The sequence below is a fragment of the Tardiphaga sp. 709 genome, assembly GCF_032401055.1.
Classification (GTDB): Bacteria; Pseudomonadota; Alphaproteobacteria; order Rhizobiales; family Xanthobacteraceae; genus Tardiphaga.
In genome coordinates, this window is record NZ_CP135529.1 from 5,308,738 (window position 1) to 5,323,326 (window position 14,589).

General features: G+C 62.0%; 14 protein-coding genes. All 14 read left to right on the forward strand.

Annotated features, from left to right (window positions below):
* Positions 1 to 121 precede the first annotated feature (121 nt).
* The 14 genes from RSO67_RS25645 (at position 122) to RSO67_RS25710 (ending at position 14,484) form a co-directional block, all read left to right on the forward strand.
* A complete protein-coding gene (locus RSO67_RS25645; protein ID WP_315841138.1) occupies positions 122 to 1,063 on the forward strand; it encodes a DUF6282 family protein in 942 nt (313 codons plus the stop codon).
* Positions 1,064 to 1,143: 80 nt separating this feature from the next.
* Positions 1,144 to 2,049, forward strand: a complete 906-nt coding sequence (locus tag RSO67_RS25650) for a hypothetical protein (RefSeq protein ID WP_315841139.1) — start codon at positions 1,144 to 1,146, stop codon at positions 2,047 to 2,049.
* 39 nt (positions 2,050 to 2,088) lie between these two features.
* Positions 2,089 to 2,853, forward strand: a complete 765-nt coding sequence (locus tag RSO67_RS25655) for an HpcH/HpaI aldolase family protein (protein ID WP_315841140.1) — start codon at positions 2,089 to 2,091, stop codon at positions 2,851 to 2,853.
* A gap of 67 nt (positions 2,854 to 2,920) precedes the next feature.
* Positions 2,921 to 4,072, forward strand: coding sequence for an ABC transporter substrate-binding protein (locus tag RSO67_RS25660; protein ID WP_315841141.1), 1,152 nt, complete (start codon positions 2,921 to 2,923; stop codon positions 4,070 to 4,072).
* A gap of 5 nt (positions 4,073 to 4,077) precedes the next feature.
* Entirely contained in the window at positions 4,078 to 4,797 is a 720-nt protein-coding gene (locus tag RSO67_RS25665) for an ABC transporter ATP-binding protein (RefSeq protein ID WP_315841142.1), read from the forward strand.
* Positions 4,769 to 5,752, forward strand: coding sequence for a branched-chain amino acid ABC transporter permease (locus tag RSO67_RS25670; protein ID WP_315841143.1), 984 nt, complete (start codon positions 4,769 to 4,771; stop codon positions 5,750 to 5,752). The genes RSO67_RS25665 and RSO67_RS25670 overlap by 29 nt, the downstream gene beginning before the upstream one ends.
* Positions 5,753 to 5,754: 2 nt before the next feature.
* A complete protein-coding gene (locus tag RSO67_RS25675) occupies positions 5,755 to 6,528 on the forward strand; it encodes an ABC transporter ATP-binding protein (protein ID WP_315841144.1) in 774 nt (257 codons plus the stop codon).
* Positions 6,521 to 7,408: a branched-chain amino acid ABC transporter permease gene (locus tag RSO67_RS25680; RefSeq protein ID WP_092139405.1), complete on the forward strand. Its 888-nt coding sequence runs from the start codon at positions 6,521 to 6,523 to the stop codon at positions 7,406 to 7,408. The genes RSO67_RS25675 and RSO67_RS25680 overlap by 8 nt, the downstream gene beginning before the upstream one ends.
* A 30-nt stretch (positions 7,409 to 7,438) precedes the next feature.
* Entirely contained in the window at positions 7,439 to 8,137 is a 699-nt protein-coding gene (locus RSO67_RS25685; protein WP_315841145.1) for an NAD(P)H-dependent oxidoreductase, read from the forward strand.
* Complete coding sequence (locus RSO67_RS25690) at positions 8,134 to 8,904, forward strand: glucose 1-dehydrogenase (protein ID WP_315841146.1); 771 nt, start codon at positions 8,134 to 8,136, stop codon at positions 8,902 to 8,904. The genes RSO67_RS25685 and RSO67_RS25690 overlap by 4 nt, the downstream gene beginning before the upstream one ends.
* Positions 8,905 to 9,401: 497 nt before the next feature.
* Positions 9,402 to 10,928, forward strand: a complete 1,527-nt coding sequence (locus tag RSO67_RS25695) for a porin (RefSeq protein ID WP_315841147.1) — start codon at positions 9,402 to 9,404, stop codon at positions 10,926 to 10,928.
* 223 nt (positions 10,929 to 11,151) lie between these two features.
* Complete coding sequence (locus RSO67_RS25700) at positions 11,152 to 12,120, forward strand: tripartite tricarboxylate transporter substrate binding protein (protein ID WP_315841148.1); 969 nt, start codon at positions 11,152 to 11,154, stop codon at positions 12,118 to 12,120.
* Positions 12,121 to 12,206: 86 nt separating this feature from the next.
* Entirely contained in the window at positions 12,207 to 12,977 is a 771-nt protein-coding gene (locus RSO67_RS25705; RefSeq protein ID WP_315841149.1) for an SDR family oxidoreductase, read from the forward strand.
* A gap of 91 nt (positions 12,978 to 13,068) precedes the next feature.
* The gene (locus tag RSO67_RS25710) at positions 13,069 to 14,484 is read left to right on the forward strand and encodes an aldehyde dehydrogenase family protein (protein ID WP_315841150.1); all 1,416 of its coding nucleotides are present in this window, start codon (positions 13,069 to 13,071) and stop codon (positions 14,482 to 14,484) included.
* Positions 14,485 to 14,589 lie beyond the last annotated feature (105 nt).

Below are 14,589 nucleotides of genomic sequence, written 5' to 3' on the forward strand. Positions count from 1 at the left end.
CCAAAACTATTGACACGACCGTGCGCCGACCACTATCTTTAAATGAAACGATGTTCCGCTCTCGCGAACATCAGCGAAATCGACGGCCTTCAAGGCCGGCGGGATAAAATGCGGTGAGGGAATGACAGAGATAACTGACCCCAACGTCGAGGCGCGCATCGACGCGTTGCTAAAAGGGGCGATTGATCCGCATGTGCATAGTGGACCGTCCATCGCGCCGCGTGGCATCGATCACGTCACGCTGCTTCGGCAGGCGTCCCAGGCGGGTTTCGCTGCGGTCGTCACCAAGGATCACGACTACAGCGGCGTCATGACGGCCGAGTTGATCAGGCAGCATTTTCCTGAGCTGAAGACGAAGATCTATTCCAGCATCGTGCTCAATAATGTGGTGGGTGGTCTCAACCCCTATGCGGTCGAACACACCGCTGCGCTGGGCGGCAGGATCGTCTGGCTTCCCACGCTGGCCGCCGCAAACCATCTGCGATGGCAGGCATCGGCCAATTGGGTTCATCCCGCATCCACCGATCGGATGCGACCGGTCACTGCCATTCCCGTTCTGAACGACGACAAGTCGGTGCGCGACGACATGAAGGAAATTATCGACATCGTCGCGCGCAACGACATGGTGCTGGCCAGCGGCCACCTGCATGTCAGCGAGACCTGGGTGATCTTCGAAGAGGCGCAGCGTCGGGGCGTCAAGCGCCTGGTGTTCACTCATCCGGAGGACATCGTTGATGCGTCGTTGAACGACGTCAAAGGAATCGCAGCGATGGGCGCCTTCGTCGAACACTCGCTCTGCATGTTCCTCGACGGCTGCAAGTTCAAGAGCCGTGAGGCCGAGGATCTGCGCGACCAGATCGAAGCTGCGGGTGTGGAGCAGACGATGCTGTGCTCCGACCTCGGTCAGACCGGAACCTTCAGCCCGCTCGATGGCTTCCGCCGCGGCATCAGGCTCTGCATGGATCTCGGTTACGACGACGATCAGATCCGCAAGATGGTCTCCGGCAACACCGCGCGCGCGCTCGGCATCGAAGCGGACGTAGCCACGGCGCGGGCTAGTTAGCTTTCCGGACAAGGCACAATCTCAGGCCGGCGCATCGTGAAATGCCGGCTCCCAGAATTGACATCAAGGGAGATCCCCACATGTACGACGCCACCGACCCGAGAGCTAAGCTTGCACCTGCACCTGCAACTGCAAATGCAGCGCCTGCAGGCCCTTTCGGCCAGGCGGAATATCTCCGCTTCTATGACGAGCCGCCGCAGGAGGATGGACCGTCAGGCAAGAGCTGGTATGGGCGCGGTCAGAACTTCTTACTCGTGCATACGGAAGGAAAGGCGGGCGGCGTATTGGCGCGCGAAGAGCAGCCGGACGAATATGCCGTCCTGCTATCCGATCCCAAGGTGGTCGTGGAGATCACCACGGCGGACGGTACGCAGCGCGTCAATGGCCGGTCCCTAGCATTTGTGCCGCCTGGACGGTCCAGCATCAAGATCATTGAGGCCGGCAAGATCGTTCGCATCTTCACCACGCGGTCGGAGGATCTCGCGGCGAAATGCGCCAATGCGGCTTCCTATGCCACGGCTAAGCCTTACGTCGCACCGCTGGAGCCGTGGCCCGCGCCGAAAGACGGCTTTCGTCTGCGTGTCTACAGCCTCGACGTACCGCCGGAGCCGGGACGCTTCGGTCGCATCTGGCGATGCACCACCATCATGGTGAACTATCTCGACGGCTATAACGGCCCCCGCGATCCCAGCAAACTGTCGCCGCACCATCACGACGACTTCGAGCAGTGTTCGCTCGCGGTGGAGGGGGAGTTCATTCACCACCTGCGCTGGCCCTGGACGATCAACAAGAAGAACTGGCGCACGGACGATCACGAACTGTGCAAGACGCCGTCCATCGCCGTCATTCCGCCTCCCTCGATTCACACCACCGAGGCCTGCGGAAGTGACTTCAACCAGCTCGTCGACATCTTCTGTCCGCCGCGGCTCGACTTCTCGCAGAAGCCCGGCTGGATCCTGAACGCCGATGAATATCCGATGCCGTAACCGGCAGCCCACCCCACAACGGCAACAGGATTATCAAAGATGACAACTGCTTCCACATTTCGGCAGCGCATGCTCGGTGGCGAGAAACTTGTCGGCACGTTTCTGAAGACGCCGACCGGTCACGGCACCGAAATCCTCGGCGACATCGGCTATGATTTCGTCGTGATCGATCAGGAGCACGGGCCGTTCGACCGCACCAGCAGTGATATCGCACTGATGGCCGCGCGGGCAACCGACACGCCGGCGCTGGTTCGGGTGCCCGGACCGGAAGCCATTCTCTCGGTGCTCGATTGCGGCGCGACCGGGGTCCTAGTCCCTCATGTCAAGAGCGCGGCCTATGCGCGCGAGGTGGCCGCGATGTTGCGTTATCGCGGCGGTAGCCGCGGCTTTGCGACCAGTACGCGCGCAGGCCGCTATTCCGGCATACCGATGTGGCGACACATTGCGGATGCGGATGCCCGGATGGTGTTCGTGGCCCAGATCGAGGATCCGGTGGCGCTGGACGAGATCGACGCGATCGCTGCCGTCGAGGGTGTCGACTCCCTGTTCATTGGGCGCGGCGACCTAACCGCCGCCTTCGGCGATGAATCGAAAGATCCGCCCGACGTGTTGCGCGCAGTCGAGCGCATCTCGGAGGCCGCACGCAAGGCCAATAAGCCGATCAGCGTCTATGTCGGCAATGCGAGCGAGGCCGCCTGGCTGAATTCGCTCGGCGCCAGCGTGTTCGTGCTCTCCTCGGACCAGGGCTTTCTGCGTCAGGCGGCAACCGCCGGCCTCCGCGATGTCCGGGACAAGGTCGGATGAGCATGCGCTAGACCAATCAATCTGCAATCAGCGTTCAAGCTGAGAAAAACAGACAGGGGACGGAAACATGAGGTTACGGAAGGCGCCAATTGTCGCCACGCTGTTCGCGCTCACGCTGGCACTGCCGGCGTCTGCGCAGCAGACGATCAAGATCGGATCGTCGCTGGGTTTGACGGGCTACGGGTCGGCGACCGACGGTCACTGGCGCGATGGGATGCAGATCGCCGTTGAGGCGGTCAATGCGCAGGGCGGTGTCCTCGGTAAGAAGCTTGAACTGGTGATCGAGGACAACAAGTCGACGCCGCAGCAGGCAGTGGTCGTCTATCGCAAGATGATGACAGACGACAAGGTCGCTGCCTTCGACAGTGGCTGCATTTCGGCCGGAAACTTTGCCGCCGCGAGCTTCGTCTCCAGAGCCAAGCTGCCGATGTTCCTTTGCTCCATTCTGCCGCGCCAGCCCGATGAGCAGAAGTGGGCCTTCCAGTTCCTGCCCCCACCCAAATTCGAGGTGGATGCGCGCTACCAGTATCTCAAGGACAAGACCGATATCCGTAAGGTCGGAATCCTCTCCGATCCGAGCCCCTACAGCCTGCTGATGCGCGGTCTGGCGGAAAAGGGTGCCGAGGAATTCGGACTGACTGTCGTGGCCAACGAGTCCTACCAGCAGGATGACGCCGACTTCAGCGTCCAGATCGGGCGCATCAATGCGGCCGGCGCCGGCGCGATCATCATGCTGGGGCAGGGCAATGCGGTGGTCACCGTCGCCAACAACATCCGCAGCCTCGGCCTGACCAAGATGCTGATGCTGGGCAGCATCAATGAGCTCGATATCCTGCTTTCGGCTGGCAAGGTGCTTGGCGACCAGTATCTGGTTCCGTCGCCGCTCATCCAGGTGGCGGCGGATGACATCAGCGTCGTCACGGACCCCGCCGCACGCGCGGCCGCCGAGCCGTTCGTCAAGGCGATGAAAGCCAAGTTCGGCAAGTCCGACAACGCGCAGGCCTCGCGTGCCTGGGACTCCATCATGATGATGGCCGCCGCCATGAAGAAGGCGAACTCGACCGACGGGACGGCCGTGCGTGACGCCTTCGAGAAACTCGGCCATTACGACGGTGCAGGCGCCTCCTACGACTTCAGCGCCGAGAATCATATCGGCATCACCAGAAATCCCTATGTAATCGCCTCGGTAAAGGACGGCGTTCTGGTTCTCAAGAAATGACGGCGATGGCGGACATCACCCCACTGATCGCGGTGCGCGATCTGACGGCGCGCTACGGTCATATCGAAGCGCTGCGGTCGACGGCACTTCACGTGGCGCCGGGCGAGTTCGTCACCATTCTGGGGCCGAATGGTGCGGGCAAGACCACCTTGCTTCGCGCCATCACGAGGCTGATCGCCAGCACCGGCCAGATTATCTTCAACGGGCAGGACGTCACCCATCTGCGCACCCATGAACTTGCTGGACTCGGCATCATCATGGTGCAGGAAGGGCGTGGTTTGTTCGGCGACATGAGCGTGCGGGAGAACCTGCAACTCGGCGCCTACAAACTGTCCGGACCGCAGGCCCACAGCGAGCGGCAGCTGGAGAAGGTGTTCTCCCTATTTCCGCGGCTGCGCGAACGCATCGACCAGACCGCCTCGTCCATGTCCGGCGGCGAGCAGCAGATGCTGGCCGTCGGCCGCGCATTGATGGCTGATCCGAAGCTGCTCATTCTCGACGAGCCGTCGCTTGGCTTGGCGCCGCGCGTCGCCTCCGAAATTCTGTCGACGCTCGGCGCTCTCAACAAGGAGGGTCTCGGCATCTTGCTGGTCGAGCAGAAAGCGCCGCTGGCGCTCAAGCTCGCCCAGCGTGTTTACATTCTTGCCTCTGGAAGCGTTCGGGCCGAGTTGCCGACACAGGAGATTGAATCGCATCATGACCTCGCTCGCTATTACTTCACCTAAGCCGGCTGCACGTCTGGAACGTTTCTCCCTCGGCCTGCTCGGGGCAGGAGCGCTGCTGTTCGTCGCCGTCCTTGTTTATGGCGGCTACCTGTTGACGGTGATGCAGCTCGCGATGATCTACGGCATCTTTTGCCTCGGATTGAATTTCTTCATGGGCTATACGGGCCAGGCATCCTTTGGTCAGAACGCCTTTGCCTGTATCGGCGGCTACGGCAGCGCCATTCTCTGCGTGCAGTACAATTGGGAGCCTGCGCTCGCCCTTATCGCCTCGATGGGCGTTGCGGGAATAGCCGCGCTCGTGATCGGTTACCCGACGCTGCGCCTGCGCGGCCACTATCTCGCGATGGCGACCTTCGCGCTGGGCCTCATTACCTATGACATCTCGGTCCAGTGGACCAGCCTGACCCAGGGCTATATGGGCTATGCCGGCATTCCACCGCTCGGCATCGGCAGCCTGACCATCGAGGATGAACGGCTGAAGCTGCTCAGTCTCGGCGGGCTGCTGCTGGTCGGCTTCTGGATATCGCAGCGTCTGCGCGATTCCCGTTTCGGCCGCGGACTGCGCGCCATTTCAGGAAGCGAGAACGGCGCCGCTGCGCTCGGCATTCGCATTTCGCGCTTCAAGCTGATCGCCTTTGTCATCGCCGGATTGTACGCCTCGGCCGCCGGATCGTTGTTTGCACATACGGTCGGCTTCATCAGTCCCGAAGTGTTCGGTCCGCAGATGGTCATTGTGACCTTCACGATGCTCTATGTCGGCGGCGTCGGCACGCTGATCGGTCCGGTTGTCGGCGCCATCGTTGCGTCTCTGTTGCCGGAAATCTTCCGCAGCACCGGCCGCTTCCAGGACATCGCCTATGCGCTGGTGTTGCTGTTGATGCTGATCTATGCGCCCAAAGGCCTCTCTGCGCTCGGCGGACTGTTTCGCCCGCGCAAAGACAAAGGGGAGGCGTGACGATGGCTCTCCTCAAGGTCAAGGGTCTGACCAAGCGTTTTGGCGGGCTGCTCGCGAATAACGAGATCGATCTCGAAGTGCCCCAGGGCAGTCTCTTTGCAGTGATTGGTCCGAACGGCGCGGGCAAGACCACGTTCTTCAGCATGATTTCCGGCTTCCTCAATTCGACCTCGGGAAGCATCGCCTTCGATGGCCGCGACACCACGCGCATGCGCCAGGATCAGATCGCCGCTATGGGGCTGATCCGGACGTTTCAGCTCGTGCAATTGTTCAAGGGCATGTCCGTCGCCGAGAACGTCGAGGTCGGCTGCCACCTCGCCACCCGAGGCGGCGTCGCCGCGGCGCTGCTGCGACCGTCCTGGTTTCGCAGGCAGGAAGCCGAGGTTCACGAACGGGCGCGCGAATTGCTCGATTTCGTCGGGCTTGGCGCGCACGCTGATCTCGATGCCGAGTTGCTGCCCTATGGCCAGCAACGTCTGCTCGAGGTCGCGCGCGCGTTGGCATCCAGGCCGCGACTTCTGCTGCTCGACGAGCCGGCCGCCGGTCTCAATACGCAGGAGACCGATGGGCTCGCGCATATCATCCAGAAGATCAACCGCCAGGGCACCACGGTGCTGTTGATCGAGCACGACGTCGGTCTGGTTACGCGAATCGCACACCGGATCGCTGTGCTCGATTTCGGCCGGAAGATTGCCGAAGGCACGCCGGACGAAATCAAGGTTCATCCCGAAGTCATTGCCGCTTATCTCGGCGTAGAGGAGGCAGCACATGCCTAGCGCAGTCGAACTCGTCCAGAGCCTCGTCAACGGCGTCGGTATCGGACTGATCTACGGACTGGTCGCGATCGGATTTTGCGTCATCTACAATGCCAGCGGCATCGTCAATTTCGCGCAGGGCGTGTTCGTCATGCTCGGCGGCATGTTCGCACATACGCTGCTGACGCAATTCGGCCTGCCGATCTATGTTTCGGCGGTACTGTCCACGATCCTGGTCGCGGGCATCGGCGTTCTCGTTCAGATCGCCATCATCAATCCGATGTGGCGTCGCAAGGCGCCGTTGTTCGCGATCATTCTTGCGACGCTGGCCATCCAGCTTCTGATCGAACAGGTCGTCATTCTCACTCTGGGCGATCAGCCGCGGACCTATCCGGAATTCACCTCCGGCGGGCCGCTAAAGATCGGGCCGATCGCGATCGGCTATCAGCTGTTCTGGGTGCTCGGATGCGGTGCCTTGATGGTGTTCGCACTGACGCAGTTCTTCAACCGCACGCGGATGGGGCGGGCGTTGCGAGCCTGTTCGCAGAATCGCGAGGCGGCGGCGCTGCTGGGCATTCCCGTCGAGCGCATGTTGATTGTCTCCTTTGCACTCAGCGCCGCGCTGGGCGCCGCCGCCGGCATTCTCATCACGCCGACGCAATATACGGCCTACAGCGTCGGCGGTCCGTTCGGCATCAATGGTTTCATCGCGGCGATCATCGGTGGTTTCGGGAGCGCGCCGGCGGCGCTGGTCGGCGGCATCTTTCTCGGTGTCATCCAGTCCGGCGCCATCGTGTTCTTCGGCGCGGGTTTCAAGAACATCGTGGCGCTGACAGTGCTACTCATCGTCCTCCTGTTCTTCCCGAGCGGATTGTTCGCCGGCAGGGCGAAGAGCGCCTGATCCGAGGCAAATGCCGGTGAGAGTATCGCGATGAATGTCTTGATGGTCTACGCACATCCCGAGCCGACGTCGTTCACTGGCGCCCTGAAGGATGCCGGTGTCGCGGCGCTGCGTCAGGCCGGCCACACCGTGGTGGTATCTGATCTGTATGCCGAGCAATTCGACCCGGTTGCCGGGCGGCACGATTTCAATGCAGTGGCGGATGCGGAGCGGTTTCACTACCAGACCGAACAGGCCCATGCGTACGGCACGGGCGGTTTTGCGACCGACCTCGCGCGTGAGCAGCAGCGCTTTCGCGACGCCGATCTCGTTGTCTGGCTCTACCCGATCTGGTGGGGCGGCATGCCGGCCATTCTGAAAGGCTGGTTCGATCGCGTTCTCGCTTATGGCTTCGCCTATGCCGATGGTCGCCGCTTTGCCAGCGGTTTCTTTCCCGACAAGTACGGGCTGCTGTGCCTCAGCACCGGCGGCACTCGGCAACGGTTCTCGGCTGGCGACGCTTATGGCGACATCCGGACCGTGCTGTGGCCAGCGCAGCGCCTGATGATCGAGTATCTCGGCATGACAGCTCTTGAACCGTTCGTCGCTTACGCAGCACCGCGTGTCGATGCCGACGGCCGCGAAGTGTATCTGCTGCAATGGAGCAAGCGACTGCAGCAGGCCGTCGAAGACATGGCGTCGCACGCCAGCACCGCAGCAGTCACTCCCACCGCAAAAGGCAGGTCATGAGCATCAGCAATCAAGGGCGGACCGACCGGGATTCGTTGAGCGGCAAGGTCGTACTGGTCACGGGCGGCTCGCGCGGCATGGGAGCTGCGATCGCACGGCGTTTTGCCAGCGCGGGCAGTCGCGTGGCGATCGGCTACCGCAATGAATCCGCGGCGGCGGATGCGGTACTCGGTGATATCGCCGCGTTGGGAGCGCAAGGCATCGGCGTTACCGGTGACATTTCCAATCCGGACGATGCGAGGGCGATGGTCGCGCAGGCCATTGCGCGGTTCGGGCATCTCGACATTCTGGTGAATTGCGCCGGTATCGCGGAATATCGACCGTTCGAGGCGGTCGACTCCGAACTGTTTCGCGTCACCTTCGATACCAATGTCCTCGGCACGATCGCGGTCATTCAGGCGGCACTCCCGCATCTGACCGCGCCGGGAGGACGGATCATCAATTTCTCCTCCGCGCTTGCTACCCGGCCAATCCCGACCACCTCGATCTATGCGGCCTCTAAGGCGGCGGTTGCCGCCCTGTCACATGCGCTCGCCAAGGAATTCGGCCCGCGCGGGATCACAGTCAACGCGATCGCGCCTGGTGTGATCGAGACCGACATGACGACGCAGATACTGGCCGAGCGCGGCGCGGGGATCGCGGCGATGACGCCGCTCGGGCGCATCGGGCAAACCGATGACATTGCCGGTGTCGCGCTGTTTCTGGCATCGCCGGAGGCGAAATGGCTTACCGGGCGCACGATCATCGCCGATGGCGGGGTGAGCTGACACGGGGCGTCGAACAGCGGTTCGCATCCGCTGCGGGACCAAATGACGCAGGCTCGACAATAACGGCGACATTCATACGCCGACCATGTCGGACGCGCGCCTTGCATACCCGATGATATCACGACGCCTGCGCGCCGCGGCACGCGCTGCATTTTGCGGAGCGACTCACAATAGTGATCGCCGGCAACGCCGCAGCGAGGTGATACGAGCTCTATTGGCGGGCTTGCGATCATAGTTCTCGACGCGCTGCGCGCATGCGTTTCGATAGTTGTTCGCGATGACGAAACGGCACCCTTCATTTGTGCGTCAATGCAACGCGAATGACACACTCCGTTCATCATTAGCCCGAAATTCGCTGCCGTCGTTGACAGGCCGATCTCTCCATCAATATCTTATATCAAAACATCGTTACGCCCTCGCGTACAATGAGCGCGAGCCGGCGATGGGCGGCCAAGTAAAATTTCACTGAGGAAACGAAGGCAATTCGGAGGGCTATAATGACGACGACTATCAAGACTCTTGTTCTCGGCTCGGCGGCAGGGATTCTCGCGATCGGCGGTGCACACGCAGCCGATCTGCCGGTGAAGGCCAAGGCGGTCGAATATGTGAAGATCTGCTCGCTTTACGGCGCGGGCTTCTATTACATTCCGGGCACCGACACCTGCATCAAGATCGGCGGTGCACTTCGCATCGATACCGCGTTCAACGCCGCGAGCAACTATGACGTGCCGTACTGGTTCGGTGGCGCTGGCGGCAACAATCTCTACACAAAAGATTACTTCAATACGAAGCCGCGCCTGACGTTGACCACCGATACGCGCACGGCGACCGAATATGGTCTGCTTCGCACATTCTCCAACATTCATTTCGACTTCGCGCAGGGACGTGAAAGCATCGCCGGCGGCTTCGTCGAGGTAGACTTCGCGTTCATCCAGTTCGGAGGTTTCACCTTCGGTAAGGCCGTCTCGCAGTTCGACCCGCAATGGGCGCTCGCCAAGCCGACCATTGCCTCCGGTTTCTTCGCGGGCTCGAACAACGCGACGGGTATCCCGCAGCTGGCCTACACGGCCTCCTTCGGCAACGGCGTCTCCGGCACCATCTCGCTCGAGAACGCGTCGCCCTATCGCAATGCCGGCCTGTGGAACGTGAACACGTTCATCGTGGCGCCCGGTGCCTCGCAGTTCACCGGTGCATTCTATGGCTCGTCGTCGAACACGTTCCTCGGCAATGCCGCCGGCGGCAACCATATGCCGGATGTCGTCGGCAACCTCCGCCTAGATCAGGCATGGGGCACGCTGCATTTCGCTGCAGCCCTTCATCAGGCGACGGCTCAATACTACACCAATGAACCCTCCGGCCACCCTGACGATGCCTACGGCTTCGCCGTAAGCGGCGCTGTCGAGTTCAAGAACCTGCCAACTGGCGCGGGCGACAGCCTCAAGCTGGAAGCCTCCTACGCCAAGGGCGCCGCGAAATACGTCTTCGCGGGCACCGTCGATACGCTGGGCGGCGGCCGGTTCGCCAAGTTCGATGGCAACACGGTCGGCTTCGGCTACGTTCTCGATGGCGTCTATGCACCTGGCGGCCAGATCGTGCAGAGCTCGGCCTGGGAAGTCAGCGGCTTCTTCGAGCATTACTGGAACCCGGCGTGGCGCACCTCGCTGTTCGCCAACTACAGCCACATCTCCTACGGTGATGCGGGCAATGCTCTGCTAGCAGGGGCATTCGCCTCGACCACGCGGGGCTTCGGCACCAGTTCGTCCTCGGCAGCGGCTTCGTCCGCCGGCGTTCTGTCCGGGACCACCAACAACTTCGACTTTGCCACCACGCAGGTCGGCACGAGAACAGCCTGGACGCCCGTTCAAAATCTGACGCTCTCGGCGGAATTCATCTACAGCCGCCTGGATCAGAGCCTGGGTGGCACCTACACCGGCAACGTCGTCGGCAAGCCTGCCGGCACATCTTACGCCATACGCGATCAGAACCTCTACAACGGCGCGGTTCAGATCCTGCGGTCGTTCTGAGCCTGATCGACCACCGGGTCGGTGTGAAAACAAGAGCCCCCGGCAGATGTGCCGGGGGGGCTGTTCACGCAAGCGCGTGAGCAAGCCGTGCCGTACAGCGGAACGGCGGCACATTCCGCAACTTCGATAGCGGTTTGATTGTAGGACATCGAACAGGGAAAGCGCTGCGGAAGACGGCGCCGAACAAGCGGGCACAGCCCGCTCTGTATAAATCGGAGGAAACATGCGTGCATTGTTAGCTGGCCTATGCGGTCTCGTGTTCGCCCTGACGCCCATCCATAGTGCTGTCGCGCAAGGATGGCCGGAGCGGATGGTCACCATGATCGTGCCGTTTCCGGCGGGATCCGCCGTCGACACGCTCGCGCGCGCCGTTGGTCAGGCGCTGAGTGAGGCGCTCGGCAAGCAGTTCATTGTCGACAATCGTGCGGGCGCAGGCGGCAGCATTGGTGGTGCGGCCGTGGCCAAGGCGAGCGCTGACGGCTACACGCTCCTGTTCGGCACGCCTGCGCCGATTGCGCTCAACAAGCTGATGTATAAGGGGCTGGCCTATGATTCCGAAAAGGATTTCACGCCGGTCGTTCTCGTCGCCAAGTCCCCGCTCATTGTAACGGCGCGCGCCGACTTTCCAGCGAAGACATTCGAAGAGTTGATTACTTATGCGAAACAGAACCCTGACAAGGTCAATGTGGGACATCCCGGCAATGGCACACTCGGGCACATCACGTCGGAACTGGTGCAGAGGTCCGTCGGCGTCAAGATGACCAACGTGCCGTATCGCGGCACATCACCGCTGATGACGGATTTGCTCGGCGGTCAGATCGACATCGTCATCGACTTCATGCCGACCTATGTGCCGCTGGTCACTTCGGGAAAAGTTCAGGCGCTTGCCGTCACGACCAGCCAGCGGGCCGCGCAACTGCCGGCCGTGCCGACGGTGCAGGAGACGGGCTTCAAGGGCTTCGAGGCATCAGCGTGGTACGCCATGGTCGCGCCGACCGGGACGTCGCCGGAGATCGTCACCAAGTTGAACAGCATCGTGAACAGCTTTCTCCAGAGTGAAAAGGGGAAGGCTATTCTCGGGCAGAATGCATTGCTGGGCGTCGGCGGATCACCCGGCGATCTCAAGGCATTCGTCGCGGCCGAGCTCGCCAAGTGGCGGCCGGTGATCGAGGCGGCAAAAATTGCAATGTAGCAAGAACGAGGCCGGCATGGCGCAGTGTAACGTTGTCCTGCTTGCGCTGAGTGCAGGCACGCCGCCTGACGATCGGGAGTGATGAAGTGACTGACGTGATCCACATCGATGTTCCCGCGCTATCGACTCCCACAGTGGCGCTCGTCACAGGCGGCAGCAGCGGGATCGGCAAGGCGACAGCGGCACGCCTCGCGGCCAGCGGATCGGCTGTCGTGGTCGGCTACAAGAGCCGCAAGGAACTGGCAGAAGATGTCGTAAGCGGGCTGCAGGGCACCGGGCATCTCGCTATGTGCATCGCGATCGACGATCCATCCTCCATCGCCGAAGCGGCGGCGCGGGTTGCGAAGGCGTATGGCCGGCTCGATGTGCTGGTCAATTGTGGAGGCGCCACGACGCCAGTACCCGCCCAAGATCTTGACGCACTGACCGACGAGATCTTCGACCGGACCGTGACCGTCAACCTGCGGGGGCCTTTCGCCATGGTGCGCGCTTTCCGTCCGTTGCTGGAACGCGGCAGCGGCGCTGCCATTGTGAACATTTCGTCCATTGCCGCCCGCACCGGGCTGGGAAGCAGCCTCGCTTATCTCTCCGCCAAGGCGGGCGTCGACGCGTTGACGATCGCGCTCGCGAAAGTGCTCGCACCCAAAATCCGGGTGTTTTCCATTTCGCCGGCCGGCGTGGATACGGATTTCGTCGCCGGCCGGACGCGGGAACAGTTGCAGCGGGTCGCCGAAAAACTCCCGCTTGCCCGCATCACGACGCCCGATGATGTCGCAAGAGCGGTGATGGCCTGCATCGTCAGCCTGACGAGCTCGACGGGGATCGTCGTGCCCGTGGACGAGGGCAGGCACCTCTAAAGCACTCGGCGGCGGGAGTTGCGGCGAGATAGCGACGGCGGGGCCGCGAGCTCCAAACACAATTGCTATGTAGGCGCTACGGATGGAGAAGATGGACAAGCTGAAGTTCTATATCGACGGCGCCTGGGTGGATCCCGTCACACCGTCAACTCTTGAAGTTTTCAATCCTGCGACGGAGGAGGCCTTCGCGCGGATCAGCCTGGGCTCCTGCCAGGATGTGGACCGGGCCGCGCAAGCGGCCCGCCGTGCCTTCGCGACATACTCCGACGTGAGCGTGAAAGACCGCCTCGTCTATCTTCAGAAGATCATTGAGGGCTTCAGGGCACGTCTGCCGGAACTGGCGCGGATGATGACGTTGGAAATGGGATCGCCGATCACCTTTGCGACAGAACGCCAAGCGACCGTTGCGCTGTTTCATTTCGAGGAAGCTGCGCGCGTGCTTGCGGACTACAGGTTTGAAGAACCGATGGGAGGCGGGGTCGTTCGCCGTGAGCCGATCGGCGTCTGCGGCCTGATCACGCCGTGGAACTGGCCGTTGAACCAGGTGGCTTCGAAGGTCGCGCCAGCACTGGCCGCCGGCTGCACGGTCATTCTCAAGCCGAGTGAGATCGCACCGTTGAGCTCCATGCTGTTCGCCGAGATCGTGCACGACGCCGGCATTCCAGCAGGTGTGTTCAATGTGGTGAACGGCGATGGTCCGACGGTGGGCGAGGCAATCGCCGGCCATCCCGAGATCGACATGGTGTCATTCACCGGATCGACGACGGCCGGTGTTCGGGTGGCGAAGCTGGCGGCGGATACGGTCAAGCGTGTCGCGCAGGAACTGGGCGGAAAGTCCGCCAATATCATCCTTCCGGATGCCGATCTGAAAGCTGCCGTGATACAGGGCGTTCACGCCTGCTACACAAATGCTGGCCAGAACTGCCAGTCGCCCACGCGCATGCTGATTCCGCGCGCACAGCGCGACGCAACCTTCGCCGCGGCAAGTGAAGCCGTCGGCAGCATCCGCCTCGGCGATCCGCTCGATCCGGCGTCCACCATGGGGCCTTTGGTGAGCCAGTCACAATTCCAGAAAGTGCAAGACCTGATCCAGTCCGGCATCGACGAGGGCGCGACCCTGGTAGCGGGCGGAACGGGTCGGCCGGCGGGGCTCAATCGCGGATACTACGTTCGCCCTACCGTGTTCGGCGACGTGACGTCGCAAATGAGAATTGCGCGCGAGGAGGTGTTCGGTCCTGTGCTGTCCATCATGAGCTATGATAGCGAGGACGAGGCCATCGAGATTGCCAATGATACGCCGTTCGGACTGGCGGGCTTCGTGCAATCGCGTGATCGCAACCGAGCGCGCACCGTCGCCAATCGCATCCGCGCGGGACGTGTTTACCTCAACGGCGCTGCATTCGACCGCAGCCTTCCGTTCGGAGGATACAAGCAGTCCGGCAATGGGCGCGAGTTCGGGGTTTTCGGCTTCGAAGAATATCTGGAGGTCAAAGCGATCATTGGGTAGCGAATCCGGCTTCGCCCCAAAACACGATAGCGGTTCGCCGCAAGTAGTCCGCCACGAGGCTGTCGTAGCTCTCGCGGCGCCGCGGTCGCGCGCTTCCTCCAAGTT

Bases quoted from the DNA above. Each gene is read 5' to 3' on its own strand.
- RSO67_RS25645 (WP_315841138.1), top strand. From the start codon at position 122: ATGACAGAGATAACTGACCCCAACGTCGAGGCGCGCATCGACGCGTTG.
- RSO67_RS25665 (WP_315841142.1), top strand. From the start codon at position 4,078: ATGGCGGACATCACCCCACTGATCGCGGTGCGCGATCTGACGGCGCGC.
- RSO67_RS25710 (WP_315841150.1), top strand. From the start codon at position 13,069: ATGGACAAGCTGAAGTTCTATATCGACGGCGCCTGGGTGGATCCCGTC.
- RSO67_RS25685 (WP_315841145.1), top strand. From the start codon at position 7,439: ATGAATGTCTTGATGGTCTACGCACATCCCGAGCCGACGTCGTTCACT.
- RSO67_RS25690 (WP_315841146.1), top strand. From the start codon at position 8,134: ATGAGCATCAGCAATCAAGGGCGGACCGACCGGGATTCGTTGAGCGGC.
- RSO67_RS25700 (WP_315841148.1), top strand. From the start codon at position 11,152: ATGCGTGCATTGTTAGCTGGCCTATGCGGTCTCGTGTTCGCCCTGACG.
- RSO67_RS25675 (WP_315841144.1), top strand. From the start codon at position 5,755: ATGGCTCTCCTCAAGGTCAAGGGTCTGACCAAGCGTTTTGGCGGGCTG.
- RSO67_RS25655 (WP_315841140.1), top strand. From the start codon at position 2,089: ATGACAACTGCTTCCACATTTCGGCAGCGCATGCTCGGTGGCGAGAAA.
- RSO67_RS25650 (WP_315841139.1), top strand. From the start codon at position 1,144: ATGTACGACGCCACCGACCCGAGAGCTAAGCTTGCACCTGCACCTGCA.
- RSO67_RS25660 (WP_315841141.1), top strand. From the start codon at position 2,921: ATGAGGTTACGGAAGGCGCCAATTGTCGCCACGCTGTTCGCGCTCACG.
- RSO67_RS25670 (WP_315841143.1), top strand. From the start codon at position 4,769: ATGACCTCGCTCGCTATTACTTCACCTAAGCCGGCTGCACGTCTGGAA.
- RSO67_RS25680 (WP_092139405.1), top strand. From the start codon at position 6,521: ATGCCTAGCGCAGTCGAACTCGTCCAGAGCCTCGTCAACGGCGTCGGT.
- RSO67_RS25695 (WP_315841147.1), top strand. From the start codon at position 9,402: ATGACGACGACTATCAAGACTCTTGTTCTCGGCTCGGCGGCAGGGATT.